Below are 19440 nucleotides of genomic sequence, written 5' to 3' on the forward strand. Positions count from 1 at the left end.
ATGAACGAGGACCTGCGCACCACCCTGGTGCCCCATCACCCCCTGGGGCGCCTCGGTACCCCCGCCGACATCGCCGGAGTCGTCTCCTTCCTCGTCTCCCCGGAAGGGCGCCGGATCACCGGGCAGCTTCTTTCTGCCGACGGGGGCTTCTCCGCCCGGTTCTGAACCGAGGCGTCCGCTTTCGGACGGCATCCCGGCGGCGCGGCACTCCCAACCGACCAATCAACGGACATCCGGAACGCCGCGGACTGCCCGCGGTGCGGGCCCGAGCAACGGCGCGTGAGGATGCACCAGAACGGATTGAGCTGCCGCCCGGAAGCTTCGCATCGCGCGTCCCCAGTAGGCCCGGCGCGACACACCGCATGCGCGCAAGGCAGCACCGTGGTCGATAACGAGCACGCTGGCAGCTCCTGCTGCAACCACACCCCAGACAACTCCCACGAGCGCCCGGACCGGCGCCGGAGTGTGGCGGAATCCCACCCGGAGCCGGTCAACCTGGAAACGGATATGGTCCCGTTCGTCCTCAGCAACGCGACCACCGACGGCGCGCAGAACCGGATCCGGAGCACGGTCGGCGAGAAGGAGGAAATATTCCATTGCGACACTCTCGGCGATGAGGAATAACCCAAGCTCGGTCCGCAGGCCCATCAGGCGGCGGAGTCGCGTGAATGCCGCATCACTCCAATGCGACTCAAGCGGCCGAGCATCCAGGCCCTTGAGCGCGCGCAGGAACAGGGCGGAGTGCTTCTGCTCCTCCCGCACAAGAAGTCCCAGTGCCTCCGTGTAGGTCGGATCGCCGGCCGCGGCCGCGAGGCTGAGAAGCCGAGCGCCGTCACCGCTCTCCCCGAGCTCGAACCGCTGAAGCGAGCGGACGAACGCGCGCCGGGTGCCTCCGCTCACCGTCGGGAACGCATCCCATTCGATACTGGCGTCCATCACGCGATGGCGCTCTGCGTTGGCCCGGAAATGTGCCACCCATTCACTAAACATTCCCAGCCAGTCCCCCGCCGTCGTTAGTCCCGCAGTTACCCATCTGTCGCCCGCACGCTATCACCCGGCCGGAAGTAACCGGATACCTGGACCTGATTCTTCAATGGGAAGGTTGTGTTCATCTGCGACGATAGCCAGATGCGCCTGCACGACTTCACCGCTCCGGATACCCAAGCTGCCCGTGCCGCTTTCGAATTGGCGGCTTCGCATCATTCTCCTGCGCTACTCAACCACGTGATCCGATCCTGGCTATGGGCAGAGGCATTTGCCCTGCTCGAGGCACGGCAGGATGTAGATCATGAGCTGCTGTATACCTCGGCCATGTTGCACGATATTGGGATCGTCCCTGCTTTCGACAACGTTGCGCTTTCCTACGAGGAAGCGGGTGGACACGTCGCGGTCGCGCTCACCGCTGGCGCCGGCTGGCCGCCTGACCGGCGACAGCGCGCACTTGAGGTGATCGTGCGGCACAACTGGCCGTCCGTGGATCCCGCAATGGATCGAGAGGGATACCTGCTCGAGGTCGCAACAGGCCTGGACATCAGTGGCTCCCGGGCGGACGCCCTGCCGCAAGACTTCATGCAAGAAGTTCTCGCCACCTATCCCCGCCTCACGCTCGCGGTTGAATTCACCGAGCGCGTGACGGACCAGGCCTTGCGGAAGCCCTCCACAGCAGCTCACCGGCTCGTCCATAGCGGGGTCGCCGCGAAGCTGGCGCACCATCCGCTGGAGCAAACCCAGAAATGACGATTGACGAGTGGGAATACCGAATCGCGGCCTTTTGGAGGGCCTTTGAGTCATCGCCCTCCGACGGGGACGAGGTCATTCAAGAACTGGACGGGCTTGCTCTCGCCTGTCCGGCCACCGACGGCCGCGCGCACTTTGAACGCGCATGCATCCGAGACTCCGCTGGACGAACCGAGGAGGCGGTCTCCTTCTACCAGGCAGGGCTTGCCGCCGGACTGGATCCCGTAAGACACACACGAACCCATGTACAAATGGCCAGCTCCCTCCGGGCCCTCGGACGGATCGACGACGCCTTGACCGTCCTCGCCCATGCCGACCCGCACGCGCTGGGCGGGGCGGCCAGCGCCGTTCGTGCGCTGGCCCTCCGGGACGCAGGGCGGAACGACGAAGCCCTCCGCGTCGCTCTCGAAGCCCTGATCCCGCACCTACCCCGCTATCAGCGTTCGATGGCGAACTACGCACGACGCCTGACCGAGACCTGACACCGAGGTGGGCCGATGGCTTCGAAGGGCACCTCACCCAAGTCATCCAACGCCAAGCTGAACTTCTCGGCCGACACATCCCTTTCAGTGTCGGTGAGCGCCGCCGTCGAACGAGTGGTTAGGCTGGGCGGATGGCGACAGTGATTCTCGTGCGGCACGGCCGCACCACAGCCAATGCCACCGGCCTGCTGGCCGGTCGCGCCGCCGGCGTCGGCCTGGACGAGGTCGGGCGCGACCAGGCGGCCCTGACCGGCGACCGGCTCGCGGCCGTGCCCGTCGTCGGGGTGGTGTCGAGCCCCCTCGAGCGGTGTCGGCAGACCGCCCAGTTCATCCTCGATCGCCAGCGCGGCACCCCGTACACCCCGGTCGATCCCGACCTTACCGAGTGCGACTACGGCCAGTGGCAGGGGCGAATGCTCAGCGATCTCGCCACCGAGCCGCTGTGGTCGCTTGTCCAGTTCCAACCATCCGCCGTCACCTTTCCCGGCGGCGAATCCATGGCCGCCATGCAGGCCCGGTCGGTGGCAGCGATCCGGCGCCACGATGCAGCATTCGAAGCTGAGCACGGGCCGGCAGCCGTGTGGGTGGCGGTGAGTCATGGAGACATCATCAAGTCGATCCTCGCCGACGCGCTCGGCATGCACCTCGACATGTTCCAGCGCATCGCCGTCGGGCCGGCCTCGGTGTCGATCGTGCGCTACGGCTCGAGTCGGCCGAGCGTCTACGCGACCAACACCGACGCCGGGGACCTGTCGTGGTTGGCGAACAGCGTCCCCACCGGCGATGCGCCGGTGGGTGGTGGTGCAGGGCACAAGGCGCCATGAACCCCAAGCGCCTAAAATGCTCCTATGCCTACAACTGTTCACGAGTTCTCCTGGCCTGACCGGGTCGTCATCGGCACCATCGGCCTTCCGGGGTCGCGAACGTTCTACCTGCAGGTACGCACGGGGAAGCAGATCGTGAGTATCGCCCTTGAAAAGCAGCAGTCGGCACAGCTCGCCGAGAAGATCGACGAGATCCTCGATCAGCTCATCACCCTTGAGGGCAACCCCTTCAGCGTTCCCACGGGCACGCCCATCGAACTTGTCGACAACGACCAACTGGAGGCCGTTGAGGAACAGTTCCGGACCGGCGCCATGAGCCTGGGGTGGGATCCAACGACGGCGCAGATCGTCATCGAGGCCTACCCTCTCGCCGATCTCGACGCCGATGACGACGACGAACCGCTCGATGACGACGACGAAGGCTCCGAAGTGCTGCGGGTTCGGATGCCGGTCGGCACCGCCCGCGCCTTCGCCAAGCGCACCCGTGAGGTCGTGGGTGCCGGGCGTCCGATCTGCACACTCTGCGGTTACCCCATCGACGCCGACGGGCATACCTGCACGGTTCCCGAGGCCTGATGCCGGCGCCCGACCTTGCGGCCGCCGAAATGACGCTCACCGGCCGCATCACGACGGCGTCGAACGCTACCTTCCTGGGAAGCATCGGCGGTGTGGCGGTCGTCTATAAGCCAATAGCGGGGGAAAGTCCGCTGTGGGATTTTCCCGACGGCACCCTGGCCCACCGGGAAGTGGCCGCCTACCTGGTCTCCGAGGTCCTCGGCTGGGACGTCGTACCCCACACCTGGCTGCGCGATGGTCCGCTCGGCGAAGGCATGGTGCAGCTCTGGCAGGAGCAGGATCCGGCCCAGAACGCCGTGGATCTGGTGGCGGCGGACGACGTGCCGGAGACCGGCTGGAAGCCCGTGCTCGAAGGACGGGACGAGAGCGGACGGAGGGTCACCCTCGTTCACGAAGACTCGCCGGCGCTGCGACGCATGGCCGTGTTCGACGTCGTCGTCAACAACGCCGACCGCAAGGGCGCCCACATCCTTGCCATGTCGGACGGCCGCCGGCACGGCGTGGACCATGGGCTCACCTTCCACAGAGACCACAAGCTGCGCACGGTGCTGTGGGGGTGGCTGGGAGACGCGCTCAGCGCCGAGGAACTCGACGGCATCGACCGTGTCATCGAAGCACTGCAGGGTGAGCTGGGCCGGGACCTGGCGGACCTGCTCAGCGCGGAAGAAATTGCTTTGCTCGCCGCGCGCTGCACCCGGTTGCGCTTGGCAGGGCGGTTCCCGGCTCCGAGCGGAGGGATGCCCGCGGTTCCCTGGCCCCTGTTCTAAGGGAATTGCGCGTGTGGGCCTCGCACGTTGTGTCCGGTGATGTTCATTCTGGTGAGGGTGCATTCATAGACACTCGGGTAGGACGAAAGCAGCGAGGTGATCTGCGAAAGTAGGGTCATGACTTCACGCATCCGACTTATCTCCTCTGGTGACGATGAAGCATTGACCCAGTTGCAGGTGCGCAACCGCGATTTCCTGGCACCATGGGACCCCGTTCGAAACGACGACTATTTCACTGTGGCCGGTCAGCGCGCCGACATCGAAGCAGCGCTCGCCCGTCATGAGCGTGGCGAGGCGATGCCGTGGGTTGTGCTGGACGACGACGGCACCATCGCGGGCCGGCTGACGCTCAGCGGCGTCGTTCGCGGTGCCCTCCAGTCGTGCAGCATAGGGTACTGGCTGGCGGAGGACCGGACAGGTAAGGGCCTAGCGACGCAGGCGGTCCGTGCAGCGGTCGCTTTCGCTTACGGGCGGCTGGGACTCCACCGCGTCCAAGCCGAAACATTGGTCGACAATGTCGCTTCTCAGAACGTCCTCGCCAGAACCGGCTTCGAACAATACGGTCTCGCTCCGAAATACCTGAAGATCGCAGGTACGTGGCGGGACCACCTCATGTACCAACGTCTGAACGACAGCGTGCCCTAAACGACGCCTGCGATGAGGCGGCCACGTGCGCAGGAGGGTTCCACTTTGCCACCGCGCCGCCGGCTTGGAGGCTCCCCGCGGCATAAACCGTGGTCGGCGCGTGTGGGTAAGCTCGTGCGATGGACCCGTCGACGTACCTGCGCGATCTGTTCGGCTTGAATGAGCGCGTAGCACTCGTGACAGGAGGAAGTTCCGGTATTGGCAAAGCGATCGCCCTGGCGCTCGGCGGTGCCGGGGCACATGTGCTCGTTGCGGCCCGGACCGCTGCGGCGATCGATTCCACGGTCCAGGAGGTACGCGCCGCCGGGGGCTCCGCTGACGGCATCGTCGCGGACCTCTCGACCCGCCAGGGGACGCACGCACTTGCCGATGCCGTCGGCGAAGTGGACATCCTGGTGAATTCGGCCGGTATCAACCTTCGCCCACCGATGCCCGACCTGGACGAGGCCACCTGGGACGCCACCATGCGGGTGAACCTCGAGGCGCCCTTCATCCTCGGCCAGCGCCTGGCCCCCGGCATGGCAGAACGCGACTTCGGCCGGGTCATTCACATCAGCTCCCAGCAGGCACACCGTCCGTTCGCCTCCAGTGGTGCCTACGGGGTGTCAAAGGCGGCAATCGAGGCCCTGGCCCGGTCGCAGTCCGAGGCATGGGCGCCCTTTGGTGTCACCGCGAACGTGTTGGTGCCGGGTTTCGTGCAGACCCCCCTAAATCATCGCCTCAGTTCAGACCCGGCGACCGTCCAGGCACTGGCCGCACGCACGCTCATCGGACGCAACGGCGTCCCGGAGGACTTCGCCGGAGCAGCCGTCTTCCTGGCCAGCACCGCATCGGGCTACGTCGTCGGACAGCTCCTCACCGTCGATGGCGGATTCTCCGTCCATTAGATTCGTCCGGTGAACCATGTCTCGGTACAGCCACAAAACCGTGCTGCCTCGGCTCAGGCGCTGGTCCGAACGACGATCGGACCATAGGTTCGAGGCAGCAGATTCAACATTCGACCGGAGGACGGTGATCGCTATATGACCAACCAGGAAGCTCTCCCCCTCCGTTTTGGCCCTCATCTTCGCGGGTGTTTGCGTGTACCTCGGGTCTGTTGCACACGTCGGCGGTCCAGCGATGCTCTTCGGGCTTCTCTTCTCCCTCGCCCTCGTCCCTGCCGCCTTCGCCCTCAGACGCTGGGTGATCGGCTGGCTCCAGAAAGATGATGCCCACGCCCGTGTACCGCGGTAAGTCACCGGCAACGTTGGTACGCCGGGCGAACCCAGACGACGTCGAAGGCGTGCATCAGATCAGTGCGGCCAGTGGCCGCAGTCGCTGGAGTGCGGACATGCTCGACACAACGCCTGAACGGCTGGTGGTTGTTGCCGAGGTCGAAGGCAGGCTTGTCGGCGTCGCAAAAACCCATTTCCACGCGACTCCCGACGGCGGTGCCCGCGGATGCGACGACCTACCCTGAGACGGTGAATGAGACCGTGAAGGTGAAGCGTCATCTGGATCTAGGCACCGCCGAACTGTACGAGCTCGGTAGGCTCTTCGACAGCGAATACCTCGGCGACTACGAGCGGTGGAACCCCGACGCGCCCTACGGCTACTCACCAGCGGACTTCCACGTCCTGGCCTTCCGGGGTTCCGTGGTGGTGGCGCATGTCGGCTTCCAGCGTCGCGTAATAGCAGTGGGCGCTTATGACGTCGTCGTCGCTGGTACGGGAGGCGTGTTGGTCGATCAGCAGGCACGCGGGGATGGCCTCGGCAGCCGCGTGATGCGGCACGCTCAACCTCATCTGCTCCGCAGTCCGCGACGTGAGCCAGTGGCCGCACGGTGACATTGACCTTCGGGGCACCCCCTCGTGACCTCAATCCCCCACGGTGACGGCCCAGACGTAGTCCACCGGAACATCGACCCGGGCATTGAAGCCGAGCAGCCCGCCGTCTGCCTGCACCGAGAGGGGCGTGGCCACCGGCAGTTCGGTGCACGGGACCGCAAGCAGTTCATTCGTGTCCTGCGCCCCCGTGAGGTCGATGGTAAGCGCCTCCGGTCCCCTGCACGCAGTACGCAGGGTGTACTCGCCGGCGGGAATGGTCGCCCCGGTGCCCTTCTGGCGGTCAGGGCTCGTTGCATCACCGGCGGCGCCTTGAAGCACGACGTCGGCTGGCTCGAGCCCGAGCGACAGTTCCGCGGGACGCTGCACGCTTGGGGCGCTCGATGGAGACTCCTTCCCGACGGCAATCAGGGGCGCCTCGCTGTGGTTCGACCCGCTCGACGCGGTGCAGGCGGCCAGGGCCACAACCAGCCCGGCCAGCGCCGTGAGGACGATGAATTGACGCCCGGCAGCCCCCGTGATTTCTCCCATGGGGACGAGCCTACGACAGACCGGCTTCATTGCTGGGCCGCAGTACGAATGTCGCCGTACAACCTGCCACAATGCGGCGTCGTCCCGTGTCTGGCATTCGCGGGCAATCTACCGTGATGGTGACCTGTTCGGGCTGGGCACACCGGATAGGCTGCGGAAATGCGAATAGCTCAAGCACAAGCCAATGACCCGGTGGGCAGCGATGACGCCCCGCCGGAATACCGGGTGCGGCTGTGGACTCCGCCTCCCACTGAGCGCTCCGCCTGGTTTGTCGATGAGTGGGACGTTGACAATGCAGAGCAAGTCACCGATGTCATCGAGTGGGCCAAGTCGGAAGCGGCCGGAAATCCTTTTGAAGTCTTCCTCCGCTGGTATGGCCACCACACCTCCAGAGATGGAGAGTGCGTTCCCTACGCGCGCTACACCCTGGTCTATGGAAAGCCAGCCGACGAAGAAACTGTCACGGAGAAAATAGTGTTCGATTCGAAGTAGGCGGCCGCAAAACGAAAGGCAGCGAGACCGTGATCTCCCTGCCATCTTCAGGATATAGCTCCGGGGGGCCCTTGCCGCAAGGCCCCCTTCCACGGGCAGAATAGCCTGCTGCGGCCGGAAGAGACACGGACTGCGCCGGTCGACGGTGCAGAAGCCCCGGCCGCGGTGACCTTCCTGAAGGGGATCTCATGATTGACGTAATTATTGCCGGCGGTGGACCTACCGGCATGATGCTGGCCGGCGAACTTCGACTTCACGATGTGGACGTCGTCGTGCTTGAGAAGGAGACAGAGCCGACCGCGCAGGTCCGATCCCTCGGTCTACATGCCCGCAGTATCGAGATCCTGGATCAGCGTGGACTGCTCGAGCGATTCCTCGAGCACGGCCGGCAGTATCCAGGGGCCGGTCACTTCGCGGGCATCGAGAAACCGTGGCCCGATCACCTCGACAGTGCCCACGCGTACGTTCTCGGTATTCCGCAGCCGGTCACCGACCGCCTGCTGGCCGAGCACGCGGCCGGCCTCGGCGCGGATATCCGCCGGGGTGTCGGGCTGGTCGACCTGCATCAGGACGCCGAGGGCGTGACCGTGAACTCCACCGACGGCATGCAGTTGCGTGCACGCTATCTCGTTGGCTGCGATGGCGGCCGCAGCATGGTGAGAAAGACGCTCGGTGTCGCTTTTCCCGGGGAACCGGCCAGACACGAATGGCTGCGCGGTGAAATGGAGCTGACTGCCCCACCGGAGGAAGTAAAAGCAATCGTGGAGGAGGTCCGCAAAACCCAGAAGGGATTCGGCGTCGGCCCGGCCGGGAACGGTCTGCACGGCGTCGTCGTACCGGCCGCTGGCGTCGCCGAGGACCGCGGGATACCGCCAACGCTCGAGGAGGTGAAGCGCCAGCTGCGCGAATTCGCCGGCACCGACTTCGGTGTCCATTCGCCCCGCTGGCTGTCCCGGTTCGGTGACGCCACCCGTCAAGCCGAGCGCTACCGGGTTGGACGGGTATTCCTGGCGGGCGACGCCGCGCACGTCCATCCTCCGCTCGGCGGGCAGGGGCTGAACCTCGGCATCCAGGACGCGTTCAACCTCGGCTGGAAACTGGCTGCGGCGATCGACGGCTGGGCACCGGCCGGCCAGCTGGACAGCTACCACGACGAACGGCACCCCGTCGGCGCCGACGTGCTAAACAACACCCTCGCGCAGAGCGAGCTGATGTCCGCCGGGCCGGGCGCGCAGGCCGTCCGCCGGCTCATGGCGGAACTGATTGACTTCGAGGTCGTGAGCCGCTTCCTGGTCGAGAAGATCACCGCTCTCGGGGTGCGTTACGACTTCGGTCCGGGACCGGACCTGCTCGGCCGGCGGCTCCGGGATCTGCCGTTGACGCGGGGGCGCCTGTACGGGTTGATGCACCACGGCCGCGGACTGCTGCTCGACCGGACCGGCAGGCTCTCCGTGCAGGGCTGGGCGGATCGGGTGGACGGCGTCGTGGATGGCAGCGACGCCTTGGACGCAGCGGCCGTGTTGGTTCGACCGGACGGGCATGTGGCGTGGGCCGGCGATGACCAAGCGGACCTCGACGAGCAGTTGCTTCGCTGGTTCGGCCCGCCGTTGCACTGACGCGCCGGGCGTCCACCGCCACGTGCAGCAGGCGACAAAATGGCGACGACCGAGATGCTCCCCGGCGCTCCCCCGGCGACACCACCAACGCGTCAGGTCTGGGTGCCGGTGAGGGCGAGGGTACCGCCGAGCCCGACCATCATGACGCCACCCGTTGCGGAGAGGACGGAGATCCGCCGAGGTGACCGGGCGAACCAGGCGCGGGCCGTGCCTGACGCCACGGCCCAGGCACTGTCGCAGACCAGCGCAAGAGCCTGGAAGGTGAAACCGAGCAGGAGCATCTGCGCCCAGACGGCTCCAGCCGCCGGGTCGACGAACTGAGGGAGGACGGCGACGAAGAAGGCGAGCGTCTTCGGATTGGTTACCCCGACGACGGCGCCCTGACCCACCAGCTTCAGCGCGGAGGCCGGGCCCCTTCTGGTATCGCGTACGGGGGCATGGCGGTGGCGGTGGCGGATGGCCTGGACTCCCAGCCAGGCCAGATATGCGCCGCCGGCGATCTTGATGGCCGTGAAGGCAACGACGGAGGAGGCAACAACGGCGCCCACACCGAATGCAACGGCCAGAATCACCGGCACTGTGCCCAGCGAGTTGCCAAGGACGCTCAACACGCCGGCTCGACGCCCGAGCGCAATGGATCGTCCGATGACGAACAGGACGCTGGGACCGGGAATGACGATAAGGACCACCGAGGCGATCGCGAAGGCCAGCAGATTGTCCATCGGGACCATGGGCCCACTCTAGTCCGGCGGTCACTCGTCTCGCCTGTGTCGCTGCTGATGTGCGTCGCTCTGGGAGACTGGGCCATGCAGGGACTCCGCGTATCTCGGCGACCTCGCCGGGCTGCCCCGATGCAGGCGCCCCGATCAGGTCAGCGGGCTGATCCTCATTACACCGAGCGTCGCCGCTTCCGGCAGTGCGGCGGCTCGCCGCGTACTTCCCCTCCGCCCGTTTCATTGAACTTCCCAACGCAGCCCACTTCCCCTGGCTCGACACCCGGCAGGAGTTCGTGGACGCCCTGGCGGCACCCATCCGCTGACCAGTGAGGCTCGACTTTCTCCCTTCGGTGCCTCCCACGGACCGACCAGTTTAGGCTCGGTGTGTGACGGATAGCTGTGAGAGCACCTCGGGACGCGCAGCGGTATGCGCCGGGATCGGCCAGGTGCTGGGTGGGCGGCAGGATGGTGTCGGGCGTCTGCTGGTTGGAGTGGACGGGGTCGATGGTGCCGGGAAAACCATTTTCGCGGACGCACTGGCCGCTTTTTTGACAGGCCAGGGATTGCCGGTGGTGCGGGTCAGTCTTGACGATTTCCACCACACTCGGGGCATCCGGCACCGGCGCGGGCGGACATCACCCGAGGGGTTTTGGCTTGATTCCTACAACTACCGGCGCCTCCGCGAGGATGTGTTCGATCCGCTTGGCCCCGGTGGCACCGGCTGGTTCCGCCCGGCGTGCCACGACCTGGAATCCGATGAGCCAGTCCGGCCGCCTGCCCGGTTTGCCCCGTCCGGAACCATCGTCGTCATCGACGGCATGTTCCTGCACCGCGAGGAAATCCGAAGCAGGTGGAACTGCTCGGTGTTCCTGGACGTGCCGTTCGCGGTCACAGCGCACCGCATGTCCCTGCGGGATGGATCCCCCGCCGACCCTGACGATCCGGCAATGCGCCGCTACGTGGAAGGCCAGAAACTCTACTTGAAGTCCTGCGACCCTGCCGCCGAGGCGGATTTCGTCCTTGACAACTCCCGGCCCGGGTCTCCGGCCCTCATACCGGCGGAGGCGGTGTCGTACCGGTCCCTGACACCGGGGCAGGAATAGGGCGCCTCAGGGCCGGGGTTCGGCGTCATGCCGACGGGACCCGTGGAAATCCCACGGGTCCCGTCGAAATCGGACATCAACCGCCCTCAGGCACCTGACTCAGCCGCGCGCCCTGCGGTTTGCGCGGCGGGTCATGATGCGTGCGCGGAGGCGCAGCAGCCGGGGCACGATCCCGTAGATGACGATGGGAACCGCAACCGTGGCGAGGACCAAGGGGCGCAGCGCAGGGTGCAGCAGCTCCAGCCACTGGCCGAAGACCAGGTTGATGACGGTCAGGGTCGGGAAGACCGACAGCCAGATGATCAGCGCCATCTGGTGGGTGTTCGGCGGTGCTGGGCGGTACTGGGTGGTCGTGGCGCTCGAGGCCGGGGCGGAGCCAGGCATTGTTTCTCCTAGGGCGTGTTCAGGTCGGTGAGAATGATGGGCTGAGTCCGCGTGGGGGCTCGAGGGGAATCGCGGCAATCAGTCCCGGACGACCAGGACCGTCTTGCCGGGCCGCCTCAGGGCCGGTGATTCCTCGTACGCCCGCCGTCCCTGCTCGAGCGGGTAGGTCGCCGCAATGACCGGCCGCAGCTCACCGCGGCTGAGGAGGTTTGCGATGCGGTCGAGCTGTTCCCGGTTGGAGTCTACGATGAAGAAGGTGGCCTCGATGTTCCTGCCTTCGGTCAGTCCGGCCGGAATGGGTTCCCCCAGGGTGATGAGCCTGGCGCCGTCGTGCATGAGCGCGGCGACGTCGTGAAGGATGGGCCCACCGATGGTGTCGATGACGACGTCGGCTTCGGCGGTGGCCCGCTCAAAGTCGGGCGATCCCACGACAACCAGTTCGTCCGCACCCAGCGTGGCGGCGAAGGTGTTCGAGGCCGAACGGGTGGATCCGGCCACCGTGGCACCGAGTGCCTTGGCGAGCTGGACCGTGTAGGAGCCGACCCCGCCTGCGGCGCCGAGGACGAGGACCTTCTCGCCGGCACGGAGCCTGGCGTGCTCGACCAGGGCCTGCCAGGCGGTCAGCGCCGCCAGCGGGGCGGCTGCCGTTTCGGCGTGCGGAATCGTGGGGGCGAGTGCCAGGTCGGTCTGACTGACGGCGACGTATTCCGCGGCTGCCCCATCGCGGGTGAAGCTCAGGCGCCCAAAGACGCGGTCTCCGACCTTGAACGAGTCAACGTCCTCCGCGAGCGCGGCAACAATCCCGGAGACCTCGTGGGAGGGAATGATGGGCGTGCGGTCCCTGCCGTCCTCGTCGACCCAGGTTTCGGGCCAATGGAACTCGTCGAACGTGATGGCAGCCGCGTGGACCTCAACCAAAACGTCACCGGCCTGCAGGGTCGGCAGCGGCGCGTCTTCATAGACGAGCGTTTCGCTTCCGCCCCGGCGGTGGGAGCGCAAGGCCTTCATGGTGGTGGTGTTCATCATTCTCCTTGGCACCAAGCCAAGGGCGTTCACGGTGAGGTGGCGCAGGCGCGGTGCGTGATGGTTGATTGTGAATCCCGGACCTGAGCGGTGCCGCGGCCCCGGATCCCGGGTGGGTGATGGCCGATTCAACGCGGGCAGTGACACCGATATTCCGGGCAGGTGGATTGCCTTCCCTCAGGTGCGGACAGCGGGAACGACGCTCCCACCCTGCAGTTTCGAAGCCGTCACCGACCGGGGCGGCTCAGCGGGTCCGGTAGCGCGCGTAGATCAGTCCGCTGTCGAAGGCACGTTCCTCGACCAGCTCGAGATCCAGGCGCACGCCGTCGGGGAAGAACCGCTTGCCGCCGCCGACCACGGTCGTGGTCATGAACAGGTGGTACTCATCCACCAGACCGGCTGAGATCGCCTGCGCCGCGAGGGTCGGCCCGTCAACGGTGAGGTCGGAATCAGCCTCGGCCTTGAGCCGGCGCACCGCGTCCGGGTCGAAGGTCCGCTCGATCCTGGTCTTCGCACTCGACACCGCCTCCAGCGTCGTGGAGTACACGATCTTCTGCGCGGCCTGCCAGTCGCGGGCGTACTGCAGGATGTGCGGCGGCACGTCGGGCTCGGTGTGCGCGGTCTCCCAAAAGACCATGGTCTCGTACATCCGCCGGCCGTAGAGGTAGGTGCCGACCGGGCGGAAAAGGTCACCGATGAAGGTGTGGACCTCCTCGACGTCGGCCCCGGCGCCAAGGCCGCCCTCCGCCTCGGCATAGCCGTCGAGCGAGGTGATCATGGAGTAGATGAGCTTTCCCATGCGTCTCCTTCGACCGCCGGATTTGCACGAAGCGTACCCCGGGCCGCCCGTCCCGCTCCACCAATCCGGCCAACCCCACGGCGGGGCAGCCGGCGTCCGGGCGTCCGTCAGGGCCCGCCCGCCGACCAGCCAAGGGTTTCCCGGTCGGGCGCCGGCAGGGAGGCGAGGATCAGGTCGTAGGAGTCCTCGATCATGTCGTGCACGGTCTGATCGGGCAGGCCGCCGTCGAGCCTCACGCCATTCCAGTGCCTCTTGTTCAGATGCCAGGCGCCCGTGATCTCGGGGTGCGCGGCGCGAAGCTGGACGGCGAGCGCCGGGTCGCACTTCAGGGAGATGGACAACGGCACGGCGTCGAGGCCGACGAGGGCGAAGATCTTGTCCGGTTTCGGCGTCCCGCCCCGCCGCCTCACCCGGACGCGGAACACCGCCGTTTCGGGGCCGAAGGGGTAGTCCTCGTAGGCCCCGGGAAAGGACAGGCACGCCCGCCGGAGCCAGTCGAAGTCCATCCGGTAACCCTAGCCGTTCCCTTGCGGCGGAACCGGCTGCGGGGTCGTCCGATGCCGAACTTCCTCTGGCTCCTCCGCAAAAGTCGTAGTAGACAAGGAGGCATGGCGAAACGAACCGGAGTGGCACCACGCTTGGCAGAAGCCCTGGGGATCGTCCTGGGGACCCCGGAGATCCCGCTCAGGCTGCGGGCATGGGACGGATCCGAAGCGGGGCCGGCGGCCGCCCCCGAGATCGAGTTCCGTTCCCGGCAGGGCCTGCGGCGGATGCTGTGGTCTCCGAATCAGCTCGGGCTGAGCCGTGCGTATGTGGCCGGGGACATCGACGGGCCCGGCGATCTCTTCGAAACCTTCGCGGCGCTCAGCTCCGTGGGCAAATTCGCCGAACGGAAGGCATTCCGCCCGCCAACCCTCGGCGAGCGCGCGAAGCTGCTCCGGACCGCCCTCCGGGTGGGTGCGCTGGGACTACCGCCTGCGCCACCGCCGGAGGAGGTGGACGTCAGCCGGTCGGGACGGAAGCACTCCAAGAAGCGCGACGCCGCGGCCATCTCCCACCATTACGACGTCGGCAACGACTTCTATGCGCTCGTCCTCGGTCCGTCGATGGTCTACTCCTGCGCGGTCTGGGAAAACGAAGAGACCGGTGTGGACGCGGCCCAGGAGGCAAAGCTCGACCTGGTCTGCCGCAAGCTCGGCCTGAGGCCGGGCATGCGGGTGCTGGACGTCGGTTGCGGCTGGGGCAGCTTTGCCCTGCACGCCGCGAAAAACTACGGAGTCGACGTCGTTGGGGTCACCCTCTCCAAGGAGCAGGCGACCCTCGCGCGGAAGCGGGTGGCCGACGGAGGCCTGACGGACCTCGTGGAGATCCGGGTCCAGGACTACCGCGACGTCGACGACGGGCCGTTCGACGCGATCAGCTCGATCGGCATGGCCGAACACGTCGGCCGGGAACAGATCGGCAACTACGCATCCCACCTGTACGGGCTGCTGCGGCCGGGCGGGCGGCTGCTCAACCACGCGATCTCGTGGAATGCCGGTGAGATGCCGCCGGATCCGGACTCCTTCATCCCCCGCTACGTCTTTCCCGACGGCGAGATGCTGAGCCTGACCGTCATGATGGGGGCCCTCGAAGCGGCCGGGCTCGAAGTGCTCGACGTCGAAGCGCTGCGCCGACACTACGGGCTGACCCTGCGGGCGTGGGTGCGCAACCTTGAGGAGAACTGGGACGAGGCGGTCCGCCTCACCAGCGAGGGACGGGCCCGGGTGTGGCGGTTGTACATGGCGGCGAGCGCACTTGGATTCGAGCGGGGACTCAACGGCGTCAATCAGGTGCTGGTGCAGCGTCCGGGCGGGGAAGAGCCCCCGCTGCGGCGCCGGGAATGGATGTAGGGCTACGCCGCTGACGGCGCCACCGCCCGGGTGGGCACACGCGGGCGGACCGGCCGGCCTGCCCTGCGACGTTGAGGGTTCATCCGAAACCCCCACAAAGTTGACGCCCGCGTGAGGTCACCTTGAGGGTCGCTGGCCAGAATTGACTGCGGGGGACGATCAGTTCCAGGGACGGTTTCGGCGAACGCAGGCACGAGATCGCCCATCCACCTCCACAGGAGACGAAATGACCCAGTCCACCCCTGATTCAGCCGCCGGACCCACCGTGGTCCTCGTCCATGGCGCGTTTGCCGACAGCTCCAGCTGGAACGGCGTCGTCGAGCGCCTCCTGGCAGCCGGCGTCTCCGTGCTCGCCGTCAGCAATCCGCTGCGCGGCATCTCCCATGATTCGGCGTACGTCGCCAGCGCCATCGGGCAGGTTCCCGGGCCGGTGCTCGCCGTCGGGCACTCCTATGGTGGAGCGGTCATCACGAACGCATCCCCCGCAACGGATAACGTCGTCGGTCTGGTCTTTATCGCGGCCTTCGCCCCCGACGAGGGAGAGACCCTTGAGGGCATCGAAAACGGATCAACCGACAGCGTCCTCAACACCGCGCTGATCCCCTACCAGTACCCCACCGGGCAGGGCTCCGAGACGGCGGTGGAACTGGTGGTCGACCCTGCCAAGTTCCATGACGCGTTCGCCGCGGATGTGTCCGAGAAGGAGGCCGCGGTGATGGCCGCCACGCAGCGCCCCGTCGCCGCCGCGGCCTTCGGCGAGCCGACCGGAACTCCTGCCTGGAAGACCCTGCCCTCCTGGGCGGTCGTACCGACCGGGGACAGGGCCGCCGGCAGCGACGTGCTGCGTTCCATGGCGCAGCGGGCGAAGGCCACGATCACCGAGATCGAGGGCTCCCACGTCATCATGGTGTCCCAGCCCCAGCCTGTTACCGATGTCATCCTGCAGGCGCTCGAGGCCGTGCGGTAGGTAGGACGCCGACAGGAGCACCAGTGTGTGGAGCCGTCGCAGGGTGTCGCGCCCCCGGCGGCGAGCCATCAGACTGTCCTCATGGAGTGGACGCGCGCGAAGGACTGGCTGATCGGTGCTGTTGGGATGGTCCTCGTCTTAGGGGTTGCGGTCGTCATCTTCTGGTGGGTCGTGAGCGAACCGGCAGGCCGCCGCGAAGCGGGTCCCGGGCCGTCGCCGACTGAGGGCGCGGACCAACTGCCGGGCGCAGGGCCTCCCGCCGACCTCCGCGGGGACGAGGTCTGGCTTGGGGACCTTGAACTGGATGCCGGGACCGTGGCGACCGGGGGTTCGCTGCTCCGCGACGTCCGGGCCGTCGGGCAGGACGTGGTCACCGGGCCCGATGGGACCGTCGCTGCACGGCTGGCCGTGGACGCGACCGTCCCGTTCGAGGTCATCGCGGACGAGCTCGGCGGCGGGTCCGTGGTCCGTGCCGCCGACAACGGCCAGGCCACGGTGGTCCGCACCGTCGAGGTCCTTGGGCGGGAACTTCGCGTCACCGCCACCGGCTCCGTCGAGGCCCAGGACGGCAGGCTCGTTGTCGAGCCCCGCTCGATCGACATTGGCGGGCCGGACTTCCTCTCCGACGCCACCGCCGCCGTCGTGCGCGGGTTCGTGACCATTGAGCACGACATCGAGGGCCTGCCCGAGGGTCTCCTCCTTCAAGACGTCGCCGTCCAGGGCGACGGCTTCCGTGCCAACCTCCGGGGCGACGACGTCGAGCTCGCCCGCTGATGAGCGCCGGGCACGGAGGTCACCCCGGGTCGGGTTGGCTGGTGCTCGGTGAAGGCCGCGGTCAGGCGCAGCGGACGCATCTGGTGGGTGGGCCCGAAATATTCTTTCCAGATGCCGTGCGATTGGGAAAAATGGTCCCTCAGGCCAGATCCCCGAAGACACCAGCAACCAACGTTTGGAAAGGATCACCGATGGATGTGTCGACACTGACCTCACTTCTCCGCGAGGCGGAGGAACACCACGGCAAATACGAGGAGAACTCGGCTCCACATCACTGGTCAGGCTGGTATGCGGCGTTCGTCCTGTCGCGGGAGCAGGGCCGCACCCCGGAAGAGTCGTATGACGACGCGACCCGGCACCTCGAGGGGGAAGCGCAGTAAGGAACCACGGGGGGCCGCGCCGAGCACCTGCGCGGCCCACCCGGGTGCCGTCATCACGCCCTCCGCTGCCGCCGGGCCATCTTCAAGAGCCCGAGGGGCGCAGATCCTCGGCCGACCAGGGAGCCGGAGGGTGACTGTCCGGGCCGCTGCTGCCCCGGACAGTCACCGGGATCACGACGGCGGCGCCTCGCCGCTCTGTTCCTGAACCAGGTAGGAGGCGTACCACTGCGCCCAGTTCGGGGCTTCCTGCGTGCTCCGCTTCTCCTGATCCTCGTACGCCGCGGCGGCGCGCTCAAGCGCCTGTGCGAGGTCGTTGGGCGAGCCAAACGCGGTCCCGCCTTCAACCCGTCCCGGGAACCTCTGGGTCACTTCCTGAAGGACCCAACTGTTCCCGTCCGGATCACTGAACGAGACGAACGACCCATAGGTCCCGCGGTCCGGGTGGGGGCCGGGAACAGGGGCGTCGTTGCCAGGGAACCTGCACGCATAGCCGGACTCGCAGTGGAAGACCTCACTGGCATCCACACCGCGGGTGACGAGGTCCTGGCGCGCTGCTTCGATGTCCGTGACGATCAGGTGCATCCCCTGGGCGGAGCCAGGCTCGGCGAGGGTGACCTGCCTGCCGAATTGGACCGAGCACCCGGAGCCGGGCGGCGTGTATTGAAGTCCGCGGAAGTTCCCGTCGATGAATTCGCCGTCGAGCCTCCACCCAAGGCTGTCGTAGAACTCCTTGGCGCGGTCGACGTCCGAAACCGGAAGGATAATCACCTCCAGCTTCATATCCACCACAGCGCTCGACGCCGCGCTGCCGGTGCTGGTGTCAGGTTGTGTCGGGTTCATCCTGGCCTCCCTTGTTGTACCCTCGGGTCAGCTTTAGGGTTCCACCGTGGGGCACCCGACGCAAGGGTGCACCGCTGGTGTTACTTGCCGGCAGGATCCCTCGCACCGGGCCGGTCAACCGGTGCGTCGGCCGGGTTGCGCTTCCGCGGCTGGCCCAGGTGACGACGGCGGTGGAGCCGGTGGGGCGCTGGCTTCCTGACGGGCGTCCTTTATTACATCGTGCGGGTGGAGGTCCCGGCGGTCGGCGCGGTGGTGCACCGGCCGGGACCGGTTCCTGTTCTTGGAGCAGGGCTCAATGCGCGCCTCCGCCGCGTGCGCCCGGGAATTCCACGGCGGATGATTGGGATAGGCTCGCTTCGGACTGGAACGATGATTGATTTTTACTTTAAGGGGCGGGGAATTCCTTGGATCTACTGGGCGGCTTAGGCCTCGACGAACTGCGCGTTTTTTCCTGGGCTGTGCCCGCCGTCGTCGCACTGGTGGCAGGGATCTGGCGTTGGCGCATTCTTCATTGGACTGTGCTTGGTGCCGTCCTGCTCTTCGCGGCCCTCAGCGCGGGTGCCGGGATTTATGTCCTGAACCATTTTGATGATCCGCGCTGGTCGGAAGGGGCCGAACCGCCGCTGACCGCTCCGTCGCTTTCCGGCACGCCCGTCGTGGGTGACTTCCTGGCCCGCCTGGATCCCGTTCTGGACGGAGTGGTCGGCGGGGTCAATGATTTCATGGCGTTCCAGCAGGCACTTCCCATCGCGCTGGGCTTCCTTGGCGCGTCCGGCTGGGCCCTGCTGGCGTCATTCCCGCTCGCCCTTCTCGCCGCCGTCATCCGTTTCGCCGCGGTCCGTCGCCGCAAGGCGGATTTCCAGAAATACCGTGCCACGGTCGATCAGCTCAAGGAGGAGCTCGAGCAGGTCAAGCGGCAGATCTCCTCCGGGCATTACGGTGCCACGGCCCTGCCTGCCGCGAACGAGGTCCCGGTGGTACGGTCCAGGCCCACGGGCAGAGGATGATTCGTGCAGGAGCGCGAATCGGGATAGCGTGACCGCCCGGATCGGCTGAGGCGGCGTGGCGC

Annotated in this window: 27 protein-coding genes; 19 read left to right on the plus strand and 8 right to left on the minus strand. The window is 66.9% G+C overall.

Annotation, left to right across the window (positions count from 1 at the left end; translation table 11 throughout):
* The coding region (locus ACX80W_RS13955; RefSeq protein ID WP_459284393.1) for an SDR family oxidoreductase at positions 1–165 on the plus strand (165 nt) is incomplete at its 5' end.
* 57 nt (positions 166–222) lie between these two features.
* Here the strand turns inward: ACX80W_RS13955 and ACX80W_RS13960 are convergent.
* Positions 223–975: a ferritin-like domain-containing protein gene (locus ACX80W_RS13960; RefSeq protein ID WP_459284269.1), complete on the minus strand. Its 753-nt coding sequence runs from the start codon at positions 973–975 to the stop codon at positions 223–225.
* Positions 976–1104: 129 nt separating this feature from the next.
* Between ACX80W_RS13960 and ACX80W_RS13965 the strand changes: the two genes are divergently transcribed.
* The 9 genes from ACX80W_RS13965 (at position 1105) to ACX80W_RS14005 (ending at position 6857) form a co-directional block, all read left to right on the plus strand.
* Positions 1105–1737: an HD domain-containing protein gene (locus ACX80W_RS13965; RefSeq protein ID WP_459284271.1), complete on the plus strand. Its 633-nt coding sequence runs from the start codon at positions 1105–1107 to the stop codon at positions 1735–1737.
* Positions 1734–2219, plus strand: a complete 486-nt coding sequence (locus ACX80W_RS13970) for a tetratricopeptide repeat protein (protein ID WP_459284273.1) — start codon at positions 1734–1736, stop codon at positions 2217–2219. Before ACX80W_RS13965 ends, ACX80W_RS13970 begins: the two co-directional genes overlap by 4 nt.
* Before the next feature lie 131 nt (positions 2220–2350).
* Entirely contained in the window at positions 2351–3043 is a 693-nt protein-coding gene (locus ACX80W_RS13975) for an Rv2135c family putative phosphatase (protein WP_459284274.1), read from the plus strand.
* A 24-nt stretch (positions 3044–3067) separates the two neighbouring features.
* Positions 3068–3619: an Rv2134c family protein gene (locus tag ACX80W_RS13980; protein ID WP_459284276.1), complete on the plus strand. Its 552-nt coding sequence runs from the start codon at positions 3068–3070 to the stop codon at positions 3617–3619.
* The gene (locus ACX80W_RS13985; RefSeq protein WP_459284278.1) at positions 3619–4386 is read left to right on the plus strand and encodes an Rv2133c family protein; all 768 of its coding nucleotides are present in this window, start codon (positions 3619–3621) and stop codon (positions 4384–4386) included. The genes ACX80W_RS13980 and ACX80W_RS13985 overlap by 1 nt, the downstream gene beginning before the upstream one ends.
* Positions 4387–4503: 117 nt before the next feature.
* On the plus strand, positions 4504–5031 hold the full coding sequence (locus tag ACX80W_RS13990; RefSeq protein WP_459284279.1) for a GNAT family N-acetyltransferase: 528 nt from the start codon (positions 4504–4506) through the stop codon (positions 5029–5031).
* Between the two features lie 119 nt (positions 5032–5150).
* Positions 5151–5918, plus strand: coding sequence for an SDR family NAD(P)-dependent oxidoreductase (locus ACX80W_RS13995; RefSeq protein WP_459284281.1), 768 nt, complete (start codon positions 5151–5153; stop codon positions 5916–5918).
* A 443-nt stretch (positions 5919–6361) separates the two neighbouring features.
* Positions 6362–6490 carry a hypothetical protein gene (locus tag ACX80W_RS14000; protein WP_459284283.1) on the plus strand — a complete coding sequence of 43 codons (129 nt, stop codon included), beginning with the start codon at positions 6362–6364 and terminating at the stop codon, positions 6488–6490.
* Positions 6491–6494: 4 nt separating this feature from the next.
* Positions 6495–6857 (plus strand): GNAT family N-acetyltransferase, encoded by a 363-nt coding sequence (locus ACX80W_RS14005; RefSeq protein WP_459284285.1) that lies wholly within the window; start codon positions 6495–6497, stop codon positions 6855–6857.
* Positions 6858–6887: 30 nt separating this feature from the next.
* On the opposite strand, the gene ACX80W_RS14010 is transcribed toward ACX80W_RS14005, so the two are convergent.
* Complete coding sequence (locus tag ACX80W_RS14010) at positions 6888–7385, minus strand: hypothetical protein (RefSeq protein WP_459284287.1); 498 nt, start codon at positions 7383–7385, stop codon at positions 6888–6890.
* 159 nt (positions 7386–7544) lie between these two features.
* Here ACX80W_RS14010 and ACX80W_RS14015 point away from each other — a divergent pair, with 159 nt between their 5' ends.
* Together ACX80W_RS14015 and rox are read left to right on the plus strand one after the other, a co-directional pair.
* Positions 7545–7877: a hypothetical protein gene (locus tag ACX80W_RS14015; protein WP_459284289.1), complete on the plus strand. Its 333-nt coding sequence runs from the start codon at positions 7545–7547 to the stop codon at positions 7875–7877.
* Positions 7878–8065: 188 nt separating this feature from the next.
* Positions 8066–9493, plus strand: a complete 1428-nt coding sequence (gene rox, locus ACX80W_RS14020; protein WP_459284291.1) for a rifampin monooxygenase — start codon at positions 8066–8068, stop codon at positions 9491–9493.
* 92 nt (positions 9494–9585) lie between these two features.
* On the opposite strand, the gene ACX80W_RS14025 is transcribed toward rox, so the two are convergent.
* Positions 9586–10224 (minus strand): LysE family translocator, encoded by a 639-nt coding sequence (locus tag ACX80W_RS14025; protein WP_459284293.1) that lies wholly within the window; start codon positions 10222–10224, stop codon positions 9586–9588.
* A 185-nt stretch (positions 10225–10409) separates the two neighbouring features.
* Here ACX80W_RS14025 and ACX80W_RS14030 point away from each other — a divergent pair, with 185 nt between their 5' ends.
* Positions 10410–10532, plus strand: coding sequence for an alpha/beta fold hydrolase (locus ACX80W_RS14030; protein WP_459284295.1), 123 nt, complete (start codon positions 10410–10412; stop codon positions 10530–10532).
* A gap of 123 nt (positions 10533–10655) precedes the next feature.
* Positions 10656–11312, plus strand: a complete 657-nt coding sequence (locus ACX80W_RS14035) for a nucleoside/nucleotide kinase family protein (protein WP_459284297.1) — start codon at positions 10656–10658, stop codon at positions 11310–11312.
* A gap of 99 nt (positions 11313–11411) precedes the next feature.
* Here the strand turns inward: ACX80W_RS14035 and ACX80W_RS14040 are convergent, their stop codons facing one another.
* The 4 genes from ACX80W_RS14040 to ACX80W_RS14055 form a co-directional block, all read right to left on the minus strand.
* Positions 11412–11696 (minus strand): putative antibiotic biosynthesis monooxygenase, encoded by a 285-nt coding sequence (locus ACX80W_RS14040; RefSeq protein ID WP_459284299.1) that lies wholly within the window; start codon positions 11694–11696, stop codon positions 11412–11414.
* Positions 11697–11774: 78 nt separating this feature from the next.
* Positions 11775–12719, minus strand: a complete 945-nt coding sequence (locus ACX80W_RS14045) for an NADP-dependent oxidoreductase (protein ID WP_459284301.1) — start codon at positions 12717–12719, stop codon at positions 11775–11777.
* A 244-nt stretch (positions 12720–12963) separates the two neighbouring features.
* Complete coding sequence (locus tag ACX80W_RS14050) at positions 12964–13518, minus strand: dihydrofolate reductase family protein (protein ID WP_459284303.1); 555 nt, start codon at positions 13516–13518, stop codon at positions 12964–12966.
* A gap of 107 nt (positions 13519–13625) precedes the next feature.
* Entirely contained in the window at positions 13626–14024 is a 399-nt protein-coding gene (locus ACX80W_RS14055; protein WP_459284305.1) for an MmcQ/YjbR family DNA-binding protein, read from the minus strand.
* Between the two features lie 102 nt (positions 14025–14126).
* On the opposite strand from ACX80W_RS14055, the gene ACX80W_RS14060 reads away from it, so the two are divergent.
* The 4 genes from ACX80W_RS14060 (at position 14127) to ACX80W_RS14075 (ending at position 17531) form a co-directional block, all read left to right on the plus strand.
* Positions 14127–15410 (plus strand): class I SAM-dependent methyltransferase, encoded by a 1284-nt coding sequence (locus tag ACX80W_RS14060; protein WP_459284307.1) that lies wholly within the window; start codon positions 14127–14129, stop codon positions 15408–15410.
* A gap of 226 nt (positions 15411–15636) precedes the next feature.
* Positions 15637–16377 carry an alpha/beta fold hydrolase gene (locus tag ACX80W_RS14065; protein WP_459284309.1) on the plus strand — a complete coding sequence of 247 codons (741 nt, stop codon included), beginning with the start codon at positions 15637–15639 and terminating at the stop codon, positions 16375–16377.
* Between the two features lie 81 nt (positions 16378–16458).
* Positions 16459–17151 (plus strand): LmeA family phospholipid-binding protein, encoded by a 693-nt coding sequence (locus ACX80W_RS14070; RefSeq protein ID WP_459284311.1) that lies wholly within the window; start codon positions 16459–16461, stop codon positions 17149–17151.
* 191 nt (positions 17152–17342) lie between these two features.
* The gene (locus ACX80W_RS14075; RefSeq protein WP_459284313.1) at positions 17343–17531 is read left to right on the plus strand and encodes a hypothetical protein; all 189 of its coding nucleotides are present in this window, start codon (positions 17343–17345) and stop codon (positions 17529–17531) included.
* Between the two features lie 171 nt (positions 17532–17702).
* On the opposite strand, the gene ACX80W_RS14080 is transcribed toward ACX80W_RS14075, so the two are convergent.
* Positions 17703–18371, minus strand: a complete 669-nt coding sequence (locus ACX80W_RS14080; protein ID WP_459284315.1) for a VOC family protein — start codon at positions 18369–18371, stop codon at positions 17703–17705.
* A gap of 404 nt (positions 18372–18775) precedes the next feature.
* On the opposite strand from ACX80W_RS14080, the gene ACX80W_RS14085 reads away from it, so the two are divergent.
* Positions 18776–19378: a hypothetical protein gene (locus ACX80W_RS14085; protein WP_459284317.1), complete on the plus strand. Its 603-nt coding sequence runs from the start codon at positions 18776–18778 to the stop codon at positions 19376–19378.
* The last annotated feature ends 62 nt before the right edge of the window (positions 19379–19440 follow it).

The organism is Arthrobacter melezitosi (assembly GCF_054511055.1).